At 73.2% G+C, this 24,020-nt stretch carries 16 protein-coding genes; 9 read left to right on the forward strand and 7 right to left on the reverse strand.

Translation table 11 applies throughout. The features are described 5' to 3' along the window. Nucleotides 1-78: 78 nt before the first annotated feature. Nucleotides 79-1,281: an ROK family transcriptional regulator gene (locus ABTZ99_RS28185; RefSeq protein WP_230569628.1), complete on the reverse strand. Its 1,203-nt coding sequence runs from the start codon at nucleotides 1,279-1,281 to the stop codon at nucleotides 79-81. Nucleotides 1,282-1,290: 9 nt separating this feature from the next. After that, nucleotides 1,291-1,839: a DUF6939 family protein gene (locus ABTZ99_RS28190; RefSeq protein ID WP_499615351.1), complete on the reverse strand. Its 549-nt coding sequence runs from the start codon at nucleotides 1,837-1,839 to the stop codon at nucleotides 1,291-1,293. Nucleotides 1,840-2,060: 221 nt separating this feature from the next. On the opposite strand from ABTZ99_RS28190, the gene ABTZ99_RS28195 reads away from it, so the two are divergent. The 3 genes from ABTZ99_RS28195 (at nucleotide 2,061) to ABTZ99_RS28205 (ending at nucleotide 4,930) form a co-directional block, all read left to right on the forward strand. Continuing rightward, nucleotides 2,061-2,690 (forward strand): LysE family translocator, encoded by a 630-nt coding sequence (locus tag ABTZ99_RS28195; protein ID WP_499615354.1) that lies wholly within the window; start codon nucleotides 2,061-2,063, stop codon nucleotides 2,688-2,690. 528 nt (nucleotides 2,691-3,218) lie between these two features. After that, complete coding sequence (locus ABTZ99_RS28200; RefSeq protein WP_498773080.1) at nucleotides 3,219-4,304, forward strand: S-(hydroxymethyl)mycothiol dehydrogenase; 1,086 nt, start codon at nucleotides 3,219-3,221, stop codon at nucleotides 4,302-4,304. After that, nucleotides 4,304-4,930, forward strand: coding sequence for an MBL fold metallo-hydrolase (locus tag ABTZ99_RS28205; RefSeq protein ID WP_499615357.1), 627 nt, complete (start codon nucleotides 4,304-4,306; stop codon nucleotides 4,928-4,930). Before ABTZ99_RS28200 ends, ABTZ99_RS28205 begins: the two co-directional genes overlap by 1 nt. A 213-nt stretch (nucleotides 4,931-5,143) precedes the next feature. Here ABTZ99_RS28205 and ABTZ99_RS28210 read toward each other — a convergent pair whose 3' ends face one another. Continuing rightward, on the reverse strand, nucleotides 5,144-8,128 hold the full coding sequence (locus ABTZ99_RS28210) for a hypothetical protein (RefSeq protein ID WP_499615360.1): 2,985 nt from the start codon (nucleotides 8,126-8,128) through the stop codon (nucleotides 5,144-5,146). A 172-nt stretch (nucleotides 8,129-8,300) separates the two neighbouring features. Further along, complete coding sequence (locus ABTZ99_RS28215; protein WP_498773076.1) at nucleotides 8,301-11,027, reverse strand: ABC transporter substrate-binding protein; 2,727 nt, start codon at nucleotides 11,025-11,027, stop codon at nucleotides 8,301-8,303. Between the two features lie 582 nt (nucleotides 11,028-11,609). Here ABTZ99_RS28215 and ABTZ99_RS28220 point away from each other — a divergent pair. After that, entirely contained in the window at nucleotides 11,610-12,419 is an 810-nt protein-coding gene (locus tag ABTZ99_RS28220; RefSeq protein WP_498773074.1) for a transglycosylase SLT domain-containing protein, read from the forward strand. Nucleotides 12,420-12,663: 244 nt separating this feature from the next. Here the strand turns inward: ABTZ99_RS28220 and ABTZ99_RS28225 are convergent, their stop codons facing one another. The 3 genes from ABTZ99_RS28225 to ABTZ99_RS28235 all read right to left on the reverse strand — a co-directional run bounded on the left by ABTZ99_RS28225 (nucleotide 12,664) and on the right by ABTZ99_RS28235 (nucleotide 17,143). Further along, nucleotides 12,664-14,058 (reverse strand): BNR repeat-containing protein, encoded by a 1,395-nt coding sequence (locus ABTZ99_RS28225; RefSeq protein ID WP_499615363.1) that lies wholly within the window; start codon nucleotides 14,056-14,058, stop codon nucleotides 12,664-12,666. A 142-nt stretch (nucleotides 14,059-14,200) separates the two neighbouring features. Continuing rightward, the gene (locus ABTZ99_RS28230; protein WP_498773070.1) at nucleotides 14,201-14,986 is read right to left on the reverse strand and encodes an endonuclease/exonuclease/phosphatase family protein; all 786 of its coding nucleotides are present in this window, start codon (nucleotides 14,984-14,986) and stop codon (nucleotides 14,201-14,203) included. A 75-nt stretch (nucleotides 14,987-15,061) separates the two neighbouring features. Next, entirely contained in the window at nucleotides 15,062-17,143 is a 2,082-nt protein-coding gene (locus ABTZ99_RS28235) for a sigma-70 family RNA polymerase sigma factor (RefSeq protein WP_499615367.1), read from the reverse strand. A gap of 249 nt (nucleotides 17,144-17,392) precedes the next feature. Between ABTZ99_RS28235 and ABTZ99_RS28240 the strand changes: the two genes are divergently transcribed. From ABTZ99_RS28240 to ABTZ99_RS28260, 5 genes are all read left to right on the forward strand, one after another. Continuing rightward, on the forward strand, nucleotides 17,393-18,853 hold the full coding sequence (locus ABTZ99_RS28240) for a pectinesterase family protein (protein WP_499615370.1): 1,461 nt from the start codon (nucleotides 17,393-17,395) through the stop codon (nucleotides 18,851-18,853). 41 nt (nucleotides 18,854-18,894) lie between these two features. Next, a complete protein-coding gene (locus tag ABTZ99_RS28245) occupies nucleotides 18,895-20,304 on the forward strand; it encodes an RICIN domain-containing protein (protein ID WP_499615372.1) in 1,410 nt (469 codons plus the stop codon). A gap of 191 nt (nucleotides 20,305-20,495) precedes the next feature. Beyond that, complete coding sequence (locus tag ABTZ99_RS28250; RefSeq protein WP_498773062.1) at nucleotides 20,496-20,990, forward strand: (2Fe-2S)-binding protein; 495 nt, start codon at nucleotides 20,496-20,498, stop codon at nucleotides 20,988-20,990. Further along, entirely contained in the window at nucleotides 20,987-23,002 is a 2,016-nt protein-coding gene (locus ABTZ99_RS28255; RefSeq protein WP_499615375.1) for a xanthine dehydrogenase family protein molybdopterin-binding subunit, read from the forward strand. Before ABTZ99_RS28250 ends, ABTZ99_RS28255 begins: the two co-directional genes overlap by 4 nt. 58 nt (nucleotides 23,003-23,060) lie before the next feature. Next, nucleotides 23,061-23,741, forward strand: a complete 681-nt coding sequence (locus ABTZ99_RS28260) for a hypothetical protein (RefSeq protein WP_499615377.1) — start codon at nucleotides 23,061-23,063, stop codon at nucleotides 23,739-23,741. The last annotated feature ends 279 nt before the right edge of the window (nucleotides 23,742-24,020 follow it).

Here is a 24,020-nt window from a genome sequence, read left to right on the forward strand (position 1 = left end):
GGGGGACAGCTCGGCGGCCGGGCTTCAGCCGGCAGCCGGGCTTCAGCCGGCAGCCGGGGACAGCTCGGCGGCCGGGGTTCAGCCGGCCGGGGAGAAGGCCCGGTCGGTGGCGGACCAGGCGGCGCCCGTGACGCCGGCCAGGTCGCCCAGCTCCGAGAGCACGATGGGCAGGTTGCCCGTGGCCAGCGGCAGTGAGCGGCGGTAGACGGCGCTGCGCACCTCGGCCAGCAGGGAGTGGCCCAGTCTCGACACGCCGCCGCCGATGACCACCATGCCCGGGTTCAGGAAGCTGACCAGGGAGGCGACCACGTGCCCGAGCCGCCGGCCGCCCTCGCGCACGAGGTTGGCGGCGGCGAAGTCGCCGGCCGCGGCGGCGGTGCCGACGTCCTCGGCGGTGAGCAGGCCCTTGTCGTGCAGGGCGGTGGCCAGGGCGACGGAACGACCGCTGCGGGCCAGCGTGTTGGCGTCACGGGCCAGCGCCGAGCCGCCGAAGTACGCCTCCAGGCAGCCGACCTCGCCGCACGCGCAGGCCGGGCCGAAGTCGTCCAGCCTGATGTGCCCGATGTCGCCCGCGGTGCCGGCCACGCCGCGGTAGACCTTGCCACCCAGCACGATCCCGCAGCCGATCCCGGTGCCGACCTTGACGAAGATCAGGTCTTCCAGCGACCGCGCCACGCCGGCGTGGCGTTCGCCCAGCGCCATGGCGTTCACGTCGTTGTCGACCGTCACCGGGCAGCCCCACCGGCCCGCCAGCTCGTCCCGCACGGGATAGCGGTCCCAGCCGGGCATGATCGGCGGCGCGACCGGCATGCCGTCGCGGAAGCTCACCGGACCCGGCAGGCCGATGCCCGCGCCGATGAGCCGGCCCGACGCCTTGGCGTAGACGACGTCGGCCAGCTCGGCGACCCGGCTCAGCACCGGCGCCGGCCCGCTGCGCACGTCGCACTCTTCGCTGCGGCTCTCCAGCACCTCGCACCGGCCGTCGGTGACCGCGACCGTCACCGAGGTCGCGCCCACGTCCACGCCGAGCACGCGCAGGTCGTCGGCCAGGTGGACGAGCGTCGACCGCCGCCCGCCCCGGCTCGCCGCCGGTCCACCGACCTGGACCAGGCCCACGTCCACCAGCCTCGCCAGCTCGGCGGTCAGCTTCGCCCGCGGCAGCTCCAGCCGCTCGCCCAGCGCGACCCGGGACATCGCGCCCTCGTCGCGGAGCAGTCCCAGCAGTTCGGACTGCCTGCCGGAAACCACCCGCGGCTGCTGGCCGCTGCCCGTCGCGCTCATGGCACCAATTTACGGCCAGCGGTCCTCCAGGTGCGCGGCGATCAGGGCGGCGTGGGACAGCGGGGTCCGCAAGTCCGCCACGTCGCCGTTCGTCGTGTAGTCGAGCAACACCACCTCCCCCCGTCGGCTCAACTCCTTCAGCTGCGCCACCTCGTCGGCGACCCGGTGCTCCAGGACCCAGCGGTAGGTGGGCAGGTAGATGGCGCGCCGCGCGTCCTCGTAGACCAGCAGGCGCTCACCGGCCAGCCCTTCGCGGTGGCCCCGGACCGGGCCCGATCTCCGGACCGTGCGCTTCAACCCGGTCATGGTCTTCACGTCGAGCTTCGCCCGGTCGACGTCCTCGCCCTCGAAGACCTTCAACGCCTGCCAGACGCCCTCCACCGACTGCGCCGTCACCTCCGGCGTGAACGGCACCGGGATGCCGCCGTGCGGGAAGAACGGGCTCAGCCGCACCCACGGCGGCGGCCCCTTCGACGTCACGTCCACCACCGTCGCGCCGGGATGCGTCTTCGCCAACCACGCCGCGCCCCGCCGCCTGCTCGCCACCCGCACCGCCATCGCCGCTCCCCTCCTCGACGCCGTGATGGTGCCAAAGGGGTCCGACAATTCCGGGGGCGTCCACTCCGGACGCCCGGTGTCGCGGCGTGCAACCCGCCGGTGCGCCCCGGCGGTCAGGCGGGAGGACCACGGGTGTCCCGTCCCGTCTGCGGTGACCTGCCGGCGGTCCAGTCGTCGGGAATTCGCGGGCGCACCGCGCCGGGCGGGTGTTGCATACCGGCATGCCGATCGACCAGCACCTGCTCGTCCTGTTCACGCTGACCACCGTCGTCGCGATGGTCACGCCCGGTCCGGACATGCTGTTCGTCCTCGGCTGCGGGATGCGCGGCGGCCCGCGCGCCGGCCTGCTGGCCACGGCGGGCGTGGCGACCAGCGAGGCCGTCCACGTGATCGTGGCCGCCGCCGGCCTGGCGGCGCTGTTCGCCGCGGTGCCGGTGGCGTTCACGGTGGTCCGCACGATCGGCGCGGCCTACCTCGTCTACCTGGGCGTGCAGGCCATCCGCCACCGCGGGCGCACCGTGGTCGGCGAGCCGGTGGCGGGCGGCATGTCCGGTCGTCGGGCCTTCCTGACCGGGATGGCGACCAACCTGCTCAACCCGAAGATGGTCACCTTCACGATCGCGTTCCTGCCGCAGTTCATCAACCCGGACCTGGGCCGGGTGTGGCTCCAGTTCGCCATCCTGGGCGCCATCCTCATCGCGCTGGAGTTCGTGGTGGACGGCGCGGTGGGCGTGCTGGCCGGTCGCATCGGCGGCTGGCTGCGCCGCAGGCACGCCGCCCGCCGCCGGATCGACGTCGCGACCGGCGGCGTGTTCATCGGGCTGGGCGTCCGGCTGGCCGTGGAGCGCTGACCAGCGCGGGCAGGCCGGCGCGGGCGCAGGGCGGCCAGGCTGGGCCGCAGCCGCGCGGGCCCCAGCCGCGGCGACGTACGGGCGGCCAGGCGGGCGAGCACGAGCGTCGACTCCGCAGCCCGTCGGCGGCGATCACCTCGATCGCCGCGTCCACCGCGCGCTGCCTGCGACCGGCCACCACCTCACCCCCGCCTTCGTCGGGTCGGCGGGCTGGTCTACCCCACCCACCCGGACCAGTGGCAGCGGTTGCGGGCGGAGCGCCGCCTTGCCAGGGTGGCGTTCGACGAGGCCGTGCGACGGGAGGCGCCCGTGCGGGCGTTCTCCCGCACGACGACCGCCGACACCCGGATCGGCCCGACCCCCATCCCCGACGGCAGGAAGATCCCCCATGCTCCTCGGCACCGCCGACCTCGACCCACGCCGGCGAAGCGGGTGCACCACGTCGACCAGGCCGGACCTTCGGAACAGCGCCACGACGACACCTCGCGCGCAGCGACCCGTGCACGCGCACGACGACGGAGGCTCTCAGTGACTCACACGGTTCGTGGCGTGGTGGCCCGGGGCAAGGGCGCGCCGGTCGAGGTGACCGAGGTCGTGGTGCCGGATCCGGGACCGGGTGAGGCCGTGGTGGAGGTCCAGGCGTGCGGCGTGTGCCACACCGACCTGCACTACCGCGAGGGTGGCATCAACGACGAGTTCCCGTTCCTGCTCGGCCACGAGGCGGCCGGGGTGGTGTCACAGGTCGGCGACGGCGTCACCGGTGTCGCGCCGGGCGACTTCGTGGTGCTGAACTGGCGCGCGGTGTGCGGCGCGTGCCGCGCGTGCCTGAAGGGCAAGCCCTGGTACTGCTTCGACACCCACAACGCCGCTCAGCCGATGACGTTGGCCGACGGCACGCCGCTGTCGCCCGCGCTCGGCATCGGCGCGTTCGCCGAGAAGACCCTGGTGCACGCCGGGCAGTGCACCAAGGTCGACCCGAAGGCCTCCCCCGCCGTCGCCGGGCTGCTCGGCTGCGGCGTGATGGCCGGGTTCGGCGCGGCGGTCAACACCGGCGGCGTCGGCCGGGGTGACAGCGTCGCCGTGATCGGCTGCGGCGGTGTCGGCGCGGCGGCGGTGGCGGGCGCGAGCCTCGCCGGCGCGACCACGATCATCGCGGTCGACCTCGACCCGAGGAAGCTGGAGTGGGCACGCGGCCTCGGCGCCACCCACACCGTGGACGCCGAGTCGGAGGACGTGGTGGCCCGGGTGCGGGAGCTGACCGGCGGGTTCGGCGCGGACGTGGTGATCGACGCGGTCGGTCGGCCCGAGACGTGGGAGCAGGCGTTCTACGCCCGCGACCTCGCCGGCACCGTCGTGCTGGTCGGCGTGCCGACCCCGGACCTGCGCGTCGACCTGCCGCTCATCGACTTCTTCTCGCGCGGCGGCGCGCTGAAGTCGTCCTGGTACGGCGACTGCCTGCCGTCCCGCGACTTCCCGTACCTGATCGACCTGCACCGGCAGGGCAGGCTCGACCTCGACGCGTTCGTCAGCGAGACCATCGCGCTCGACCAGGTCGAGGAGGCGTTCGCCAAGATGCGCCGCGGCGACGTGCTGCGCTCGGTGGTGGTCTTCTGATGGCACGCGTCGACCACGCCGTCACGCGCGGCACGTTCAACCTCGACGGGCAGACCTTCGCCGTGGACAACAACGTCTGGGTCATCGGCGACGACACCGAGTGCGTGGTGATCGACGCGCCGCACGACGTGGGGGCGATCCTCCGGGTCGTCGGGGGGCGGGAGGTGAAGGCGATCCTCGCCACGCACGCCCACGACGACCACGTGCGCGTCGCGCCGGAACTCGCCCGTGCGACCGGCGCGCCCGTGCTGCTGCACCCCGCCGACCGCGTGTTGTGGGACCTGACCCACCCGGACGTGGAGCCGGACGGCGACCTCGCCGACGGCCAGGTGGTGGAGGTGGCGGACGTCGCGCTGCAGGTGCTGCACACGCCCGGCCACGCGCCCGGCGCGTGCTGCTTCCACGTGCCCGCGCTGGGCGTGGTCTTCACCGGCGACACGCTGTTCCACGGCGGTCCGGGGGCGACCGGGCGGTCGTACTCGGACTTCGACGTCATCGTCGACTCGATCTCGCGGCGGCTGCTGACCCTGCCGGAGCGGACGGTCGTGCACACCGGCCACGGGGAGGACACCACCATCGGCGCGGAGGCGCCGCACCAGGGCGACTGGATGACGCGGGGCCGCTGACCGCGCCGGGCCCGCGTGCGGTCGACGACGCGGGCCCGGCGGCCGTCACCCGCGAGTCGCACCAGGAGCCTGTGGCCGGGTCGGCGGCGGCCACCCGGCTGATCGTCCGCCGCATCCGCAGGTCGCGCCACGACGCGCGGCCAGGTCGGCGGCGCCCACCGCGGTGATCCAGTCGTCCCGGTCGCCGGGCGGGCCGGTCGGGTGACACAGGCGTCAGTAGATCCGCGTGGACGTGTAGATCAGGGTGAAGCCGGTGTTGGTCAACGCGCCGGCGGAGTCGAAGCACGCGATCCAGAGGTGGGTCTCGTCGGCACGGCTGTAGTCGTTGAGCTGCATCACGCTGCAGTGGTTGCCGTGGCCGTGCGCGGTCACGTGGACGGTGCTGCGGATGTGGCCGTTGGTGAAGTACGCCTTGTACTTGCCGGTGGACAGCCGGTCCAGCGTCATCGGGGCGTTGCCCGACGCCCACCTCGTGGTGATCACCGGCGCGCCCGAGGTCGGCGAGTCCTCGGCGACGAGGTAGTCGCCGACCGGCTTGCGCGGGTCGTCCAGCAGGTTGCCCTCGACGGTGAACGCGGCGGTGAACGCGGTGTCCGCCGGCGAGCCGTCCGGCGCCGTGCACGCCAGGTCGGCGAGGTGCCCGCGCCTGCCCACCACCGCGCAGTGGCGCAACGCCGGGCCGACCGCCGTCACCTCGACCGCGCCGCCCGACGAACCGGGGAACTCCGCCGTGTACCGGCCGACACCCGTCCTGGTGACCGCGCCCGCGTTCACGCCGTGCCGCCAGTCGGGGACGAAGGTGGCCGCGGTGGGCTGGTCGTCGAAGACGAACCCGCGCCTGGCCGAGGCGGACCCGGCCAGGTACCGCACGAAGAACGGCACGTCGTCCGGGTTGCCGGCGCGGTCGAAGCACACCACGTCGACCACCTCGTCGGCGCCGTCCTGGAACCACCCCGCCGGCTGGCACGACACCCCTGGCCGGTAGCCGACCGAGCCACCCCAGGCGGCGAAGTCCTGGGTGGTCACCTTCACGCTGCCGCCGGGCGCGCCGACGGCGGGCAGCCGGATCCGCTGCCTGCCGACGGCGACGTGCGTGGCGGTCGGGTGGCCGACGGCCGGCTTGGTCATCTCCCACGGGCCGTAGGTCCAGTTCGCTTCGTCGTTGTCGGGCACGGGCCCGGACAGCCACCGGGTGGTCCCGACCGCGCCGTCGACCGGCCAGACGCGGACGTGACCCCACGTGGCCGGGATCGTCGGGCGGGTCGTGGTGGTGGTCGTGCCGGTCTCGGTCTTGGTCGTCGGGTATCCGGGCCGGCCCGTGTCGTGCCCACCCGACCCTTCCCGGTCCTCCGGCACGCCACCCGGTGTGGTGCCGTTCGTCGGGGCCGGTGCGGTCACGGGGCCGTCCGGCGCGGTGGTGGTGGGGCCGTCGGTGACGTTCGTGCCCGGCGGCTGACCCACCACCGCGGCGGTCGGTGGCATGGCCGTGGCCTGGTCACGGCTGCCGGACGCCGACATGGTGGCCAGCACGAGCCCCGCCACCGCCACCATCGACACGACCCCGCGCACCACGGCCGGGTTCTCCTGCACCAGCCGTGCCAGCTGGACGCCTCCCGGCGTGCTCGTCAGCACGCCGACGCACGCGTCCCGCGCCGCCTTGGCCGACGCCGCCACCGTGCCGCCCGCCTCGGCGATCCTGGCCAGTAGAGCGTCCACAGTGGACAACGGCTGCCGCGCGGACAGGTGCTGGACCTCCCCGTCCAGCTCCCGCACGCGGGACGCCAGCCGCTCGTCCTGGTCGTCGCCGATCAGGCTCACCGCGCCGGCCAGCAGCTCGGCGGCCTGCCTGGTGTGGCCGTCGTTGAGCCGGCACACGGCCAGCGCGTAGCGGAAGGACAGCTCGTCGCGCACCGAGCCGGCGCCGACCGCGGCGCGCAACCCGAGCCCGAGCACGATCGCCAGCGCGCCCCAGTGCCGGGTCCACGCGAGCGCGGCGGACGCCGTGCGGGCCAGGGCCAGCGCGGTCTCGTGCAGCTCCGCGTCCAGGGTCCGCTCCAGCGCCCGTTCGACGACGTGGATCTCACCGGCGACGGCGGCGGGTCGCGCGCCCGCCACCCACTCCGCGACGCGTTCCACGAGCGGGACGAGGTCGGCACCGGCGGACGGCGGCACGGCGCCGCTGACGCGGTAGCCGCCGTCCTCGACGTGCGCCAAGCGCTTGCGCGCCAACAAGGCCGCACCTTCGGCCTCGGGCACGCCGCAGACGGCGGTGAGCAGTCCCACGCCCCACCGCACGTCCCCGAGCGCGGCGAGCGTGCGCAGGGCGCGATCGGCCTGATCGGTGAGCGAGTCGAGGACGACGGCGACGCCCTGCGCGAGCGCCTCGGCGCTCGACACGCCCTCGGGCACCGTGCCGAGACGGCGGGCGGAGTCCCGGACCGCGGCGCGCTCGATGACGTCCAAGGGGTTGCCGTCGCACGCCCGCCAGTCCTCTGCCACCTCGTCGGCGTCGACCTGGTCGCCGAGTTCGTCCCGCGCCATGAGGAGCGCGTCGTCGAAGGACAGCCCGCCCAACGGCCGCCGCCGGCCCGCCACCCACAGGTCGTCGCGCCGGGACGTCAGGACGAACACGCTGCGGGGCATCGCGGACAGGAGCAGGAGCGCTTCGTCCGGGGGCAGGTCGACGCCGTCGAGCACCACGAGCGCCCGGACGTCGCCGAGCGCCCGTCTCGCCAGGTCGTCGGGCACGACCGCGTCCGCGTCGACCTCGAAGCACTCGTGCACGAGCTCCCGGACGGCGTGCGCGGCGGTCCGGAACCGCCCAGTCGACCACACCACGCCAACGTCGTCACCGAGCACGCGCCCGGACAACGCCCCGGTGTTCGCCGCGTGCTGGAGCAGCAGGGTCTTGCCCGAGCCTCTCGGTCCCGTCACCACCACGTGGCTGCCGGCGGCCACGGTGTCGCGCAGGAAGGCCAGGTCGTCCTCACGCCCGCGCAGCGGCGAGCGGGGCGTCTGCTCGACGGTCGCCGGCAGCGCCCGTCGCACGAGGTCGCCGCGCCTGAGCACCGGCCGCCGATCGACCACCTGGTGGACGTGGATGTCCCGCCCGGCCTGCAGGACCTGGGCGGCTCCGAACGCCAGGGCCCGCTGGCCGGGCACCCTCCGCCCGATCCCGGGCCATCGCCGAGTACCCACCGCCAGCCATGGTCCTACGACCTCCCGCAGCGGAGGCCGCAACGATGCGGACCAACCAGGGAAATGCTCGGTCCACCGGATCTCAGCGGCACGCGCGGTCGGCCGGACGAAGAGGTGTGGCGTCGCGGTCGACCGCGTGCCGGACCGCGGCGGTCCAGGTGGCCCCCGCGCCTCAGCGTGGCGTGGTGGGGCACCAGGACGCGCGGCGGAGGTCGACGTCCTGGCGGTTCGGGTAGTCGCCGCACGACGCCAGCACGGTGGGCGCCTTGCCGTCCGCCACCCGCAGCACGGCCACGAACTTGTCGATCGGCACCTGGCCGTCGCCGAAGTCGATCACGCCGCTCTCGCCGGACAACGCCCGCGCGCCGCCGACGTCGCTCATCTCCTTCCAGATGTGACCGGGCGAGACCGGGATGTTCCCCAGCTGGATCATCGCGTGCACGTACAGGTACAGGGTGTCGTAGGTGAGCGCGGCGTGGCCGTCCAGCGACGGGTTCGCGCCACCCTCGCACTCCTCCGGCATGAGCTCCCGCAGCTTCTGGTGCATCTCGGTGGCCGCCGCGCAGTCCGGCGAGCCGATCGCGAACGACACGTACTCGAACGGGATCTCGGGGTGCTGCCCCCGCAACGTGTCGTTGGCCGCGTAACGGGCGATGTCGTCACCCGCGAGCAGCGCCGGCGGGTCGCTCTTGCACCCGGCGCTCAGCCCGTCCATCAGCTTGCCGAAGTCCGCCGGCCGGCCGGCGAAGAACACCACCTCGTCCTCGCCGACGCCGCACAGGTCCTGGCCGAGCCGCCTGGCGTCGGAGCCCTGCCCGTCCGACGCCGGTCGGTACGACTCCTCGCGCACCCGCAGCCCCTGTTCGGCGAACCGCTCCGCCACGTCGAGGCGCAGGTTGGCCGCGTAGGAGTCCGCCTCGTCGCTGGAGTGCACGATGACCACGCCCCGCTTGGCGGGGTGCGCCGCCCGCACGTGCCGTGCCGCGACCTGCGCCTGGCGGTCGTTGGTCGGCGAGACCTGGAAGTACATCCGGGTCGCGGTGGGCATCGCGTCGTCCGAGAGCGTCGCGGCCACCACCGGGAGCCCGACCTCGCCCAGCTCGGTGATGGTGTTCCTGGTCGGCGTGCTGCTCAACGCCATGCCGAGCACGCCGATGATGCTCTTGTCCTCCGCCAGCATGGGCCGGAGCTTCTCGGCCAGCACCTCACCGTGCTGCATGGCCGAGCCCGCGTTGCTGAGCAGGACCCGGATCAGGGGCTCGTCGGAGTCGGTGCGGTCGAGCAGCCTCGCCTGGCGGGCCGCGACGCCGACCAGCCGGGCGGTGTTGCTGGCCAGCGCGTCGTGGCTCGCGCTCATGGCCGACACGTACACGACGGTCGCGTAGGGACGTCCGGGGTCGCGCTCGTGCGCCTCCACCACCCGCCGGTTCTGGTCCACGATCAGCTGCTGGATCCGGTTGAAGCGCGTGAGGTCGTCGCCGGCGGGCGCTTCGAGCAGCGGCACGAGACCGGTGGTGACGCCGACGCAGTCGTCCCCGATCCGCTGCAGCGTGTGCGCGTCGGGGTTGTCGCGGTCCAGCCCGCAGTGCGCGTGGCGCCAGGACTCGTCCGCCGCGACGATGTCGCGCACGTGCCGGTAGCCGACCGTCGCCACCGACGCGAGCAGCAGCACCACCACGATCGCGAGCACCGACGTGCGCGACCAGACCGGCGCCTGCCGCACGGACAGCGTGGCCGTCGGCGGCACCTCCCCGCGCACGACGCTCACGTCGGGCACCTGCAACGGCAGGAACCACGCGGTGGGCCGGCGGGCCCGGCTGTCGGTGGCCAGCTTGCGCGCCCACGTCTCGTAGGCGTGGCCCGCCTGGCTCACCGACGCCGGTTCGCGCTCGGCGGTGGTCTCCGCGTCCGGCGGCACCTTGGCGCTGCCGGAGATGATGACCAGCGGGTCGAACGCGCCGGTGTCGTTGCGCACGTCGTTGATGATCTTCAGCACGGCGTAGCCGCCGTTGTCGCGGCGGATGCCGTCCAGCAGCACGACCGGGTACACCGTGCGGCGGGCCGACCTGATCCGCCACCACGACCGGCGGTACGCGCGGCGCACGTCCTCCAGGAACGCGTTGACCAGCAGCTTGGCCAGCTGGCCGGTGTCCTCGCGCGGCTCGGCGCTCTCGCCGGGCACCAGCGCGGAGGTCAGCCGCTCGGCGAAGCCGATGAACGTGCCCGGGTCGTGCGGCGCGAGGTAGGGCTGGCGCAGCAGCCACCGGTACTCGCTGCCCGGCACGAGCCCGCGCAGCTTCGCCCGGAACAGGAACGACGGCGCGAGCCGCACCACCAGCCGCACCCACCACGGCGCGGTGCCGGTGGCGTCGTCCAGCACGTCCTTCAGGTCGTCGCCGCTGCGGCGGCCGAGGTCGCGCTCCCGTAATCGGGTCAGCAGGGTGGCGGCCGACTCGGGGTCGGCGCCGTCCATCCGCTGGTTCATCAGCCAGTAGACGAGCTCGAAGCGCCGGAACTCGTGCCGCCCGTAGCGGTCGTTGGCGCCGTGGGCCAGTTCGCGGGCGACGTGCACCAGCACCGAGCCGACCGCTTCCAGCGTGCCGGTCTCGGGCTTGTCGGCGTCGGCGGCCGGTTCGGCGAAGCGGTGGTAGGCGTGCGGCACGCGGCCGGGGTGCGCGCCGCGCAGGTGGGCCTGGAGCGCCTGGAGCAGGCCGTCGGCCGGCTTGCCGCGGACGAGGCAGACCAGCGGGATGCCGCGGTCGCCGCTCGCCCGCGCGCCCGCCCGGCGGCCGGGCAGCTCGCCGAACCGGGGTCGTTCGGTGAGGTCCTGCAGGAGCTTCACCAGCTCGTCCACGACGTCGACCGACGACAAACGCTCCCCTGCACCGTGTTCGGCCACCGGACTCCTCGCGGACCAGCCTCGTCCCACCCTCGGCGGCGTGACGCAGGACTTCCGACTTTAGCCGTCCGGAGGGTCCGGTTCGGGCGGTTCCGCCAGGATCGCCCCACGTCACCGCACTCTTGCGGACCAAGACGGGCCGTGGTCCGGGCATCAACGTCGGCGGCGGAGCCGGGCCGGTTCGACCTCGACCGCGACCTCGACCGCGACCGCGCCGCGCCCGACGTCCGCAACCTGAGCCTCGGGCCGGCGCGACACCTACAACCCGCCGACGGGCACCGGTGGCTCCCGTGTTTGCGCCGTTCGAGGCCGGTCCCTCCCACGCCCACTACCCTTCTCACCCGTTAGTGGCACACAGAGCAACAATCGGTAGTGGTTGCTCGCCACAAACGTGACGAGCGTCACCCATTAACGCCCATGCCTTGCCTCCGCAAAACACGAACGGTTACGTTCTCGGCCGCAGATCACGGTTCCATCACCGAAGGGACACGGGCCCGACATCCCCCGATACGGCCCAAGTCCACCTGGATCCCCCGCCAGGTCTCCGGTGACGGAGTTCCCCGACCGCAGGAGGCTGCACCCTTGGCTCGGCACGTCCGTCACAAGAACAAACGTGGGCAGACCACCTTCCAGGTACCCCCGCCGCCGCCCGGCTACAAGGGCGCGCACCGGGCCGAGGCCGAGCGGGTGCTCCCGCGACGCATCGCCGGTGTCGCGGTGGCCGTCGGCATCGTCTCCGGCGCCGGAGCGGCGGCGCACGCGATGACCGGGACGTTCAGCCCGGTGGCCGGTGGCGCGGACCTCGGCGGCGTGCCGGACGAGACGGTGCGCACCGGCAAGGTCGACACGGTGCACGCCGTGGACCTCGGCTCGGAGACCGCCCGGATCATCCGCCAGGAGCAACTGGCCGCGCTGCACACGTTCAACCAGGCCAGCGGCATCGCGCAGGACGGCTACACGGCCCGCAAGGCGGCCGAGGAGCAGGCGGCGCGCGAAGCCCGCGAGGCCGAGGAGGCGCGCAAGCCGCCGAAGCAGCGCCAGGTCGAGGGCTGGATCCGCGAGGCGATCGCCGTCCTGGCCGCCAACGGCACCGCGATCGACGAGAGCAGCGTCGACGAGATCTACACGATCATCATCAAGGAGTCCAACGGCAACCCGAACGCCGTCAACACCTGGGACTCCAACGCCGCCCGCGGCACACCCTCCAAGGGCCTGATGCAGTGCATCGACCCGACGTTCCAGTCCTACAAGCTGGCCGGGTACGACGACATCTACGCGCCGGTCGACAACATCATCGCGGGCGTCCGCTACACCTACGCGCGCTACGGCGGCTTCGCCCGCCACCCCGGGCTCGTCGGCATCAACGCCGGCACCGGGTACGTCGGGTACTGAGCGGGTCGAGCCGGTCGCCGTCCCGGTGGGACGGGTCACGCCGACGCACCGCGACGAACGGGTGCACGAGAGCCGCGGCCGACCGCCGTGCGCGGCGACCGGTTCGACGAACGCCTGGTCCGACGAACGCCCGAGCCGCGGGCCGTCGCGGTGACCGGACGTTCCCGATCGGCTCCCGCGTCGCGCCGGGTCACCCGACCGACCCGGCTCAGGGGCCCTCTGGCCGAGGACCCCTGACCGAACCTCAGCCCAGGCGGAAGTCGGCGACCCGGATCGGCGACGGCGTGGTGCCGCTGGAGCGCTGTTGGTACTGCACCGACAGCACGCCGTCCGCGGCCAGCCTGGACGTGTCGACGTTGACCTCGCCGAACGCGTTCATCGACGACCGGTCGAAGACCAGGGTCCAGTCGGTCCACCCACTGGCCTTGCTCGCCGACACGATCCGGCCGCGCGGCATCACCAGGTAGGCGTTGTCGGCGCGGTCGAAGACGAGCTTCGTCCTCTGGGTGCTGCCCGGCGCCACCGGCACCTCGCGCTTGGTCCACGTGCCGTTCGAGTTGCGCACCACGTGGAACGTCCGCCCGTACTGGGTGCGCTGCTGCGAGTAGTTCGAGACGCACTGCGTGAACCGGCCAGGCACGTAGCTGATCACCACGTGGGGCGTGCCCGCCGAGTCCGCGTTCTGGCCCTCCTGGTTCATCAGGCCGTGGTTCGGGTCCAACGGGTCCGCGACCAGGCCCGGCGAGGTCACCGACACCCGCGTGCCGCCCGTCGTGCCGACGACCGCGCCCGCCCCGTTGCGCCAGGTCCGACCGCGGTCGTCGCTGTAGACGTAACCGGTGTCGTGGTTGGTCAGGCCGCCCGGGCTGCACAGCACGCCCGAGTTGCCCTCGCGCCAGGTGAACGCCGCGTGCAGCCGACCGCGCCGGTCGTAGGTCAGGCCGTGCAGGTACATGTTGCGGGTCGTGGACACGACACCGTTCGGCCCCTGGTAGTTGCCGGTGGCCGACGACCACCCGCCCAGCCGCCGCCACGCGCCGCCGGTGTACTCGGCCAGCTCGTTCACGCCGTTGCCCGACCTGCCGGTGCGGAAGCTGAACTGCAACGCGCCCTCGGGCGTGACGACGAACTGCGGGTACGTCATGTTGCCGAGCTCCACCCCGCCCAGGGTCCGCTGCACGGCGCCGAACACCGACGGCGACCAGGCGTGCGAACCGGGCTGCGAGGCGAGCCCGGCGACCGACTTCGAGTAGTACAGCCGCGTGTCGTGGGTGTCCATCGCGACGTGCAGCGTGCCGTCCTGGGGCGAGATGCCCAGCGAGATCACGTTGTGCGAGTCGTCGGCGCTCAGCCGGTGCGGCAGCACCGCCTTCTCCCAACTGCCGCCCAACGCCCGCCGCGCGATCACGGCGTTGCGCGTGGAGGTGTACCAGGCCGCGTACTGGTGGCCGTTGTAGGTGACCAGCGCGTCCTGGAACGCGTTGTTGTTGACCAGGCCGTCGTAGGACACGAAGTACAGCGCCGACTGGTCGAGCAGCGTGTCGGACAGCAGGGTGACGCCCGGCGCGGCCTGCGCCACGCCGGGCTGGACCAGGGACGCGGCCAGCACGATGGCCGCCGCGAGTGGTGCCTTCCTCATTGAAGACCTCGGGGATCGGTTGTCGGTGACGACGGCGGACCACGACTGTGACACAGGGATGAAACGTTTCACAAGAAGTGGTCCACCGGGTGCCGATCACCCACCCGCGGTCGGGCCGCGCGGAAGCCTGTCGGCGGACGTGTCAGGGGCGCAGGCCGGCGCGCACGACGAGCGCGTCGTGGTCGGTGTGCGTGGTCGGCTCGATCTCCAGCACGGGCGCGGCGAGGGTGCCGTAGGCGTGCTGGATGCCGGGCGCCTGCGTGGCGGCGGCGTCGGTCAGCGTCCAGTGACCCCGCGGCGCGCAGGAGGCACGCCGGTTGACGTCGCCGGCGAAGAGGGTCGGCCGCCCGCGGGAGGCGAGCACCCCGGTCAGCTCGGCGCACTGGACCGCGTTGGGGGTGCCGGGCGCCTCGCCGCCGGTGGACAGGTGGGTGGTGCACACGTCCACGCGGCGGGCGGTCGTCACGCACAGCCAGCGCCGTTGCTCAACCCCGTTGAACACCGAGAACGGCGCGTCCTCGGCGGCGTGGATCGCCTCCTTGGTCAGCACGGCGTTGCCGAACACGCCCCGGCCCTCCGGCGACTTGCAGGCCAGCGGGGCGCCGCGGTAGATCACCGTCGCGAAGCGGTGGTGGTAACCGGTGCGCGCGGCGATCTCGGCCACGTCACCGCTGCACGCCTCGTTGAGGGTGACCGCGTTGACGTCGTTGGCCTCGATGCGGGCGACCACCTCGGCCACGATCTTCGGGTACTCGGTCCTGGCGTAGCAGCCGGCGTACCCGCTGGAGCAGACATTCATGTGCAGCAAGGAGTAGGGCGGGCGCGCGCCCGGCCCGTCGGCCTCGGCCACCCCGGGTGACAGCAGGCCGATGGCCACCAGGCAGGCGAGCAGTGCGGCGCGCGAGCGCGCGGTGCGTCGTGGGATCACAGCGGGATTGTGCGGACCGCGCACCGGGATCCCGAAGGCCCTTCGGCAACTGTTCACCGCGGCGCCCGCCGCCGGTCAGCGCCCGGTCGTCATCGGGGCGCCCACGGACGGGTCCTTGGTGTTGACGAGGTAGTCGGTGGGCGGCAGGGAACCGTCCGGGGCCCGGGGGCCTTCGGCGGTGGTCGCGTCCAGGCTGCGCAGCACGTGGGTGCCCCAGTCGGGTAGGTCCCAGGTGTTGCCGTCGGCGGGGACCCGGCGGGCGGGGACGACCTGCTCGCGGTTGCCGAAGGAGAAGTTGCGGCGCACCGCGGAGTCCGAGGAGCCCAGGGCGAAGCCGTCGCCGGCGTTGCGCAGGGCGCTGTTGCCGGTGAACGCCTTGGGCGTCGAGCCGCCGGCCGCGAAGCCGTCGCCGTTGTTCTTCCACGCGGCGCTGCGGGTGACCACGTGCGCGCCCAGCTCGCCGAGGTCGAAGCCGCGGCCCGAGCCGCCGACCGAGGGCAGGGACCAGCGGTTGACGCCGTTGCCCCAGGACCAGGTCGAGTCCACGGTGACCGGGTCGGTGAAGCCGTCGACCACCAGCCCGTCGTCGACGTTGTGGAACGTCCGGCAGCCGCGCACCACGTTGCCCGCGCCCGAACCGGGACCGAGGACCAGCCCGTCCGCGTCACGGCCCGCCGGGTCGTGGTTGTCGTGGAAGTCGCTGTCGAGCACCTGGTTGTCGGCGGTGCCGGGTCCGTGCAGGTGCAGCCCGGAGCCGAGGTTGCCGTGCACCGACAGGCCCTGGAACACCGTGGCGCGGCACGACCGGCACGAGTACGCGACGCCCGGCGCGCCGGTGATCTCCAGCCCCCGCACGACCCAGTGCGCGGCTTGCTGCGTGACGAACGGCCCGCCGCCGCGCACCAAACCGCCGTCCAGGACGGCGTGCTCCCCCGCCGCGCTCATCAGCGTGATGGGCTGGTCGGGCGTGCCGCTGGTGGTGATCTCCACCGGGGAGGCCGGGCGGTGCGTGCCGCCGCGCAGGTAGATCGTCTGACCGGGCCGCACCACGGACACCGCGTGGCCCAGCGAGGCGAACGGCTCGGCCTCGGTGCCCGCGCCGGCGTCGCTGCCGCCCGGTGCGACGTAGAGCGCCACCGGGACGTCCGTGACCACCGCCGACGTCGTGGTCGCGGTGGCCGGCCCGGTCGTCGCGGCCGCCGTGGTCGAGAGGGTGGGCAGGGCGATCTCCTCGCGCCGCTCGTCCGGCGGCGTCGGCGTGACCCACACCGTCAACGCCACGGCCGTGCCGCCGACGATGGGCACGGCGGCCAGGACCGGTTTCGTCCACACCAGGTCGAAGAACCGCCGCACCGCCTCGACCACGCCGGCGTGCGCGGGCACGTGCGGCAGCACCGACGGCACCGCCAGCAGGCCGATGCCCAGCGCCAGCTGGTCGGACGAGGTCCGCGGGACGCCGACCGCCGCGCACACGGCGCAGCCGCGCACGTGGCGGGCCAGGCGCTTGAGCCACCGCCGCTCGGGGACGCCGGCCCAGCCCCGGCCGGTGTCGGCCAAGCCGGGGCACCGCGGCGTGGCCCGCCACGCGCGCAGCACGGTGCGGGCGGTCAGCAGCCGTTCCTTCACGCGCCGCACCCGCACCGCGGCGTGCGCGGGGCTGACCGACAGCGCCTCGGCCACCTCGGCCCTGGTCAGCTCCCCGTTGACCTCCTGCCACCACAGCGCCAGCACGCGTTGCTCGTCCGGCTCGAGCCACCGGGTCGCGGCGAGCATGTCCCGCCGCTCCTGCTGCGCCATCACCCGGTCGACCGCGTCGTCGGCGACCCGCGCGCCGAGGTCGGAGGGGTCCGCGAGGCCGTCGAGCGGCAGTCGGCGCGCGAGCGCGGCACGGCGGCCCCGGGCGTGGTTGCGGACCTGCCGGATGGCGGTGGTGACGACCCACGCGCGGAACCGCTCCGGGTCGTCGAGCGCGGGCAGGCCCCGCACCACCCGCAGCATCGTCTCCTGCACCACGTCGTCCGCCTCCGGGTCGCCGGGCAGCGCGCGGTGGACCACGTTGGCGACCAGGGGCAGGTAGGCCGCGAGCAGGTCGTCCAGCGCGCGCCGGTCACCGGACCTGGCCGCCGCGACCACCTCGGCGTCGACCGTCGTGCGCACTCGTGGCCTCCCCTCGACCGGCCGCACGCTGCGCGCGCGACGCGGGCGCAAGAGGCTCGCACAGGTGGTGAAACGTTGTAAAGATTGTCGAACCGTTCGACGCCCCGGCCCGTGCCGCTCGTCCGAACGAGTGAACCCGGCCCGCTTCTGTTATCGCTAACAAGCCGCTGTGTCTGTGCACCGGAGCCTCGTCCCCGGTCGGGACGGGGCCTCACCGTCATCGATGCCGGTCCGAGGAAGGAACCCCCTGTGCAGGGCAGCAGAAGTGAAGGAGCCGACGGCGTTCGGCGGACGTGGTGGCCGGTGTGGTCGCCGGTGGTCGCCGTGCTGGCGTTGGCCCTCGGCGCGACGGTCCTGACGTCGCCCTCCGCCACCGCGGCCACCCCCGTGGCCAACACCACCTACACGGTCGCGGTGAAGAACAGCGGCAAGTGCCTCGACGCGCCCTACGGCGAACCCGTCGACGAACTCAAAGTCCAGCAGTGGACCTGCTCCAACGGCACCATGCAGCAATGGACCCTCCGCGACGCCGGGTCCGGCCTGTTCACCATGACCAACGTCGCCAGCGGCAAGTGCCTCGACATCCCCCACGGCGAAGCCACCCTGTTCCTCCAAGCCCAGCAATACACCTGCTGGGACGGCCAGATGCAGAAATGGCGCCTCACCCCCTCCGGCACCGGCACCTACCAGATCATCAACGCCCAAACCGGACTCTGCCTCGCCAACAAAGACGCCGCCCAGGACAACGGCATCGCCATCGTCCAGGAAACCTGCACCGCCAACAGCAACAAGCAATGGCTCTTCACCCCGGTCGGCTCGACCGCGCAGCCGACCGTGGCCGCGGACGGCACGGGCCGGTACCGGACGGTGCAGGAGGCGGTCAACGCCGCGCCGACCAACAGCTCCGCCCGGACCGTGATCACCATCAAGGCGGGCACGTACCGCCAGGTCGTGACGGTGCCCTCGACCAAGACCAACATCACGTTCCAGGGCCTGGGCTCGTCGCCGTCGCAGACCGTGCTGGTGTTCAACAACAGCGCCTACACGCACGGAACGTTCAACAGCGCCAGTGTGTTCGTGCAAGGCAAGGGCTTCGAGGCGCACAACCTGACGATCTCGAACGACTTCGACGAGAACTCGACGTCGAGCGGGCACCAGGCGGTGGCGCTGCACCTCAACGCCGACCGCGCGGTGTTCAAGAACGTCCGGCTGCTCGGCGACCAGGACACCTTCCTGGTCAACGACAACACCCGCGCCTACATGGCGGACTCCTACGTCGAGGGCACCGTCGACTTCATCTTCGGCGGCGGCACCATGGTCTTCCACCGCACCACCGCGCACGAGAAGCGCACCAGCGGCGGGCCGATCACCGCGGCCAGCACCCCGGCGGCGAAGAAGTACGGCTTCCTGTTCTACCGGTCGACCGTCACCGGCACGGCGAACAACGTCACGCAGCTGGGCCGCCCGTGGCGCCCGGACGCGCAGGTGCTGTACCGGGAGTCGACCCTGAACGCGACCGTGAAGACGGCGCAGCCGTGGACCGACATGTCCGGCAACTCGTGGAAGAACGCGCGGTTCCTCGAATACCGCAACACCGGCTCGGGCTCGGGGGTCAACAGCAACCGGCCGCAGCTGTCGGACGCCCAGGCGGCCGAGTACACCCCGCAGAAGTACCTCGCGGGCAGCGACGGCTGGAACCCCGTGAGCTGACGTCGACCACCACCCCTCCGTTCCCCACAGAAGGACTACCGATGCGCAAGAAGATCCTCGCGCTGCTCGCGGCCTCGGTCGCGGTGGCGGGCGCGGTCGTCGTGGGCGGATCGTCCGCCCAGGCCGCCGTGCCGGGCGCGAACACCACCTACACCGTCGCGGTGAAGAACAGCGGCAAGTGCCTCGACGCGCCCTACGGCGAACCCGTCGACGAACTCAAGGTCCAGCAGTGGACCTGCTCCAACGGCACCATGCAGCAATGGACCCTCCGCGACGCCGGGTCCGGCCTGTTCACCATGACCAACGTCGCCAGCGGGAAATGCCTCGACATCCCCCACGGCGAAGCCACCCTGTTCCTCCAAGCCCAGCAATACACCTGCTGGGACGGCCAGATGCAGAAATGGCGCCTCACCCCCTCCGGCACCGGCACCTACCAGATCATCAACGCCCAAACCGGGCTCTGCCTCGCCAACAAAGACGCCGCCCAGGACAACGGCATCGCCATCGTCCAGGAAACCTGCACCGCCAACAGCAACAAGCAATGGCTCTTCACCCCGGTGGGCGGCCGGTCCTGGTCCGACACCGCCGACGGGTTCGCCGCCGGGACCACCGGCGGCGCGGGCGGCCAGACGGTGACCGCGACGAACTACGCCGACCTGGTGCGGTACGCCGGGTCGAGCACCGCCCACACCATCCGGGTCGACCGGGCGATCACCGTGGCCCCGTACGGCACCGAGATCAAGGTCGCCGCCAACAAGACGATCATCGGCGTCGGCACGGCCGGCCAGATCGTGAACGGCGGGTTCAACCTCAACGGCGTGTCCAACGTGATCATCCGGAACCTGACCATCCGCGACACCCGGATGAGCGACGACGACCCGGGTGACGACGGGTACGACTACGACGGCATCCAGGTCGACGCCTCCCGCAACGTCTGGATCGACCACAACACCATCCTGCGCATGAACGACGGCCTCGTGGACCTGCGCAAGGACAGCACCAACGTGACGGTGTCGTGGAACCGCCTCGGCGAGAACAACAAGGCCTTCGGCATCGGCTGGACGACCAACGTCACCGCGCGCATGACCATCCACCACAACTGGATGCACAACAACAACTCGCGCAACCCCAGCACCGACAACGTGGCCAACGCCCACCTCTACAACAACTACCTGCAGAACATCACCGGCTACGGCAACTACGCCCGCGGCAGCACGAAGATGGTCATCGAGAACTCCTACTACGACTCGGTGAAGGACCCGTACTACCGCGACGACGCCGCCCAGCTGCGCCAGTCCGGCAGCATCGTGGTCAACTCGACGGGTCAGCGGGAGACCGGCGGCTCCGCCTTCGACCCGCGGTCGTTCTACCCCTACACCCTCGACGCGGCCGGGGACGTGCCGAACCTGGTGCGCACCTACGCCGGTCCGCAGGCCACCATCAGCCGGTGACCCCGCGCCGGGCGGGCCGGCCCTCCGCCCCCGGCCCGCTCGGCGATCGGCCCGCCCGCAGCACCCCTCGCACCGGCGCGCAACCGCCTGTCGGCCGTACCCGAGCGATGCTCAGTCGGCTGAACGATTGATTGCCTGCTGGTCCGCGCGCCACCACGATGGGGTCGAGCCGAACGTGAAGGGGTGTCCTGGTGGGGCGATACCGGTTGCACGTCAACGGCGAGCGGCGGGAAGTGGACGTTCCCGGGCAGACGCCGCTGTTGTGGGCGTTGCGGGAACAGCTGGGCGTGCTCGGACCCAAGTACGGCTGCGGGGTCGGTGCGTGCGGCGCCTGCACGTCCCTTGTGGACGGTCAGGCGGCACGGCCCTGCATCACGCCCGTCAGCGAGGCGCAGGGCAAGCGCGTCACCACCATCGAAGGCCTGTCGGAGGACGGCGACCACCCGGTGCAGCGGGCGTGGCTGGAGCTGAACGTCGCGCAGTGCGGCTACTGCCAGGCCGGCCAGATCATGTCGACGGTCGCGCTGCTGGCCGCCAACCCCGACCCGGACGACGCCGAGATCGACGCCGCCCTGCGCGACAACGTGTGCCGCTGCGGCACCTACACGCGGGTGCGGGCGGCCGTCCGACGTGCCGCCCGACTGGCTTCGGAGCAGCAGCGACCGACCACCGGGGATGAGCGATGAAGATCAGCCGGCGCACGTTCCTGGGTGGCGTGCTGGTCGTCTCCGTCCCGGTCGCGCTGCCCGGTCCGGCCGAGGCGGTCGAGGAGTTCGCGCCCAACGTCTTCGTCCGGTTGGACGACCGCGGCCGGATCACCGCGACCGCGCCCAAGCCCGACTCCGGGCAGGGCGTGCGCACCGTGGTCGCCCTGCTGGTCGCCGAGGAGCTGGCGGTCGGCCTGGACGACGTCCGGCTGGAGCAGGCGCACGGCGACACGGCCCGGTTCGGCTCGCAGGGCGTCGGCAACTCCTTCTCCGCCCGGCAGCTCTACGAGCCGATGCGCCGTGCCGCCGCGACCGCACGTTGCCTGCTGGTCGCGGCCGCCGCGCAACGGTGGGGTGTGCCGGTCGAGGAGTGCGCCGCCCGGGACGGCGCGGTCCACCACGGGCGGCGCGTGCTGCGGTACGGGAGCCTGGTGCGGGACGCGGCGGCGTTGGACCCGGCGACCGTGCCCGTGACGACGACGCCGCCGCAGCGGTGGCGCCTGCTCGGCCGCACGCGGGCCGGCGGGGTGGACGCGAAGGCGATCGTGACCGGCCGGGCCCGGTACGGCATCGACACCCGGCCACCGGGCGCGCTGGTCGCCGTCGTGCTCCGGCCGCAGTGGATCGGCGCGCTGGTCGACGCGGTGGACGACAGCGCGGCCCGAGCGGTGCCGGGCGTGGTCGCGGTGACGGCGCTGGACCCGGCGACGTCCGGCCAGGGCGGGGTCGCGGTGATCGCCCGGTCGATGCCCGAGGCGCTGCGCGGGCGGGAGGCGCTGCGCGTGACGTGGCGCGGCGGCACGCCGACCGCGGACAGCAGGCAGTGGCTCGCGGACCTGGAGGCCGCGCTGCCCGCCGTGCCGACCGCGCCGGGCCCGGTGGCGTTCGAGGCCACCTACAAGCTGCCGCTGCTGGCGCACGCGCCGATGGAACCGATGAACGCCACCGCGCACCTCACCGACACCGGCCTCACCGTGTGGACGCCGACGCAGGACCCGGGCTCGTTGCGGCAGGCCCTGGCCGGTCAGCTCGGGCTCGACCCGGCGACCGTGCGGGTCGAGCCCACGTTGAGCGGCGGCGCGTTCGGCCGGCGCATCGAGTCCGACCCGGTGCTGGAGGCCGTCGCCTGCTCACGGGTGGCGGGCGCGCCGGTGAGCGTGCTGTGGACCCGTGACGACGACATGCGGCACGACTCGTACCGACCGATGTCGGTGCACCGACTGTCCGCGGTCCTCGACGCGTCGGGCGTGCCGACGTGGCGGGCGCACGGCATCGCGACCTGGCCGCTGACCGTCCTGCCGTTCTTCAACAACCCCGCCATCGTCAAGGCCAGCGGCGACCACTTCCCGTACTCGGTGCCCGGCCGGGTGGACGTGGCCCTGCGGGAAGCGCCGCTGCGCACCGGGTTCTGGCGCGCGGTCTACGCCGGGCACTTCCAGTACGCCGAGGAGAACTTCCTGAGCGAACTCGGCCACCGCGCCGGGCTCGACCAGGTCGACCTGCGACGCCGGCTGCTGCCCGCCGACTCGCGGCTGCGACGGGCGCTGGACGCGGCGGCGGCCCGCGCGGGCGCCGTCCGACCGGGCTCCACCCGGGGAGTCGCGTGCCACGACGACTACGGCTCGGTGATCGCGGTGATCGCCGACGCCGCCGAGGGCAAGGTCCGCCGCGTCACCGCGGCCGTCGACGTGGGCCCGGTGCTGCACCCGTCCGGGGTGCGCGCGCAGGTCGAGGGCGGCGTGATGGACGCGTTGTCCACGGTGTCGGGCGCGCAGATCACCGTGCGGGACGGGCGGGTCGTGCAGTCGTCGTTCCGCGACTACGCGTGGGCGCGCATCGACCAGGCGCCGGACGTCGACGTGGTGCTCGTGCGGTCGGACGCGCCCATCGGCGGCCTGGGCGAACTGGCCTTCCCGCCCGCCGCGGCGGCGATCGCGTCCGCCACGGGGCGGCCCGTCACCGGCATGCCGGTGAACGCGGAGGTGGGCTGAACCGCGGCTCGCCGAAAATCCGGTGGTGCCGCGGGGAGGCCCACCTACTCTCTGCGCCATGGACATGGTGGACCTGTGGCGACCGACCGGACGTGCCGAGCTGGACCTCGTCGCGGCGGCGGGGTGGCGGGCGTGGCCGCCGCGGCTGCCCGACCAGCCGATCTTCTACCCGGTGGCGAACCGCTGGTACGCCACCAAGATCGCGCGCGAGTGGAACGTGCCCGCCGAGGGCGTCGGTTTCGTCACGCGGTTCCGCGTGCGGCGCGACTTCCTCGACCGGTACCCCGTGCAGCAGGCCGGCGGGCGTGACGTGCTGGAGCACTGGGTGCCCGCCGAGGACCTGGAGGAGTTCAACGCCAACGTCGTCGGCGAGATCGTGTGCGAGGCCGAGTACCGGGGCCCGGTGGCGGACGAGGAGTTCGACCGCGCCGAGGCCGCGCTGGGACGTCCGCTGCCGGCCGCGTGGCGGCGCTACCTCCAGGGCGAGTCGTGGTTCCGAAGTGGGTGGCGTGGCGACACGTTCGTCACCCTCTACCCGCCAAGCGAGACGCTGGCGGCCACCGAGCACGCGGGCGCGGCGGTCATCGGCGACGACGGCGCACGGGGACGGCTCGCGTTCGACCTGACCGCGGACCCCGCTCCCGTGTCGCTGCTGGGGGCCAGGTCGGACGCCGTGCCGGTGGCGCCGGACGCCGACGCGTTCACCGCGCGGGTGGAGTCCGGCGACCTCTCCTGGTGACCGCGCACGAGCCGCCGGTAGTGCATTCGGGTGGCCGAACACCCTTCCAAAAGACGCTGACCGCACCGTGACGGGTGGCTAGCGTCGAGGCGTCGGGGGCTTCGTCACCTTCCGGTTCCACCGCCACCGCGGGTCTGCGACGCCCCCGGACCGCGCGATCCTCGCGCGCGCCGAATCCGGGAGGTACGTGTGTTCAGACCACGAAAGCGCGGTAAAGCCCTGGGAGCCGCCGTCCTGGCGTTGGGGCTCGTCGCCGCACCGGCCACGGGGGTGGCCGGT

It is taken from the genome of Actinosynnema sp. NPDC002837, from assembly GCF_040295345.1.
In the GTDB taxonomy this organism is placed as follows: Bacteria; Actinomycetota; Actinomycetes; order Mycobacteriales; family Pseudonocardiaceae; genus Actinosynnema.

Coding starts and splice junctions, on each gene's coding strand:
- ABTZ99_RS28260 (WP_499615377.1), top strand. CDS start 23,061: ATGGACATGGTGGACCTGTGGCGACCGACCGGACGTGCCGAGCTGGAC.
- ABTZ99_RS28205 (WP_499615357.1), top strand. CDS start 4,304: ATGGCACGCGTCGACCACGCCGTCACGCGCGGCACGTTCAACCTCGAC.
- ABTZ99_RS28245 (WP_499615372.1), top strand. CDS start 18,895: ATGCGCAAGAAGATCCTCGCGCTGCTCGCGGCCTCGGTCGCGGTGGCG.
- ABTZ99_RS28190 (WP_499615351.1), bottom strand. CDS start 1,839: ATGGCGGTGCGGGTGGCGAGCAGGCGGCGGGGCGCGGCGTGGTTGGCG.
- ABTZ99_RS28195 (WP_499615354.1), top strand. CDS start 2,061: ATGCCGATCGACCAGCACCTGCTCGTCCTGTTCACGCTGACCACCGTC.
- ABTZ99_RS28255 (WP_499615375.1), top strand. CDS start 20,987: ATGAAGATCAGCCGGCGCACGTTCCTGGGTGGCGTGCTGGTCGTCTCC.
- ABTZ99_RS28225 (WP_499615363.1), bottom strand. CDS start 14,058: ATGAGGAAGGCACCACTCGCGGCGGCCATCGTGCTGGCCGCGTCCCTG.
- ABTZ99_RS28185 (WP_230569628.1), bottom strand. CDS start 1,281: ATGAGCGCGACGGGCAGCGGCCAGCAGCCGCGGGTGGTTTCCGGCAGG.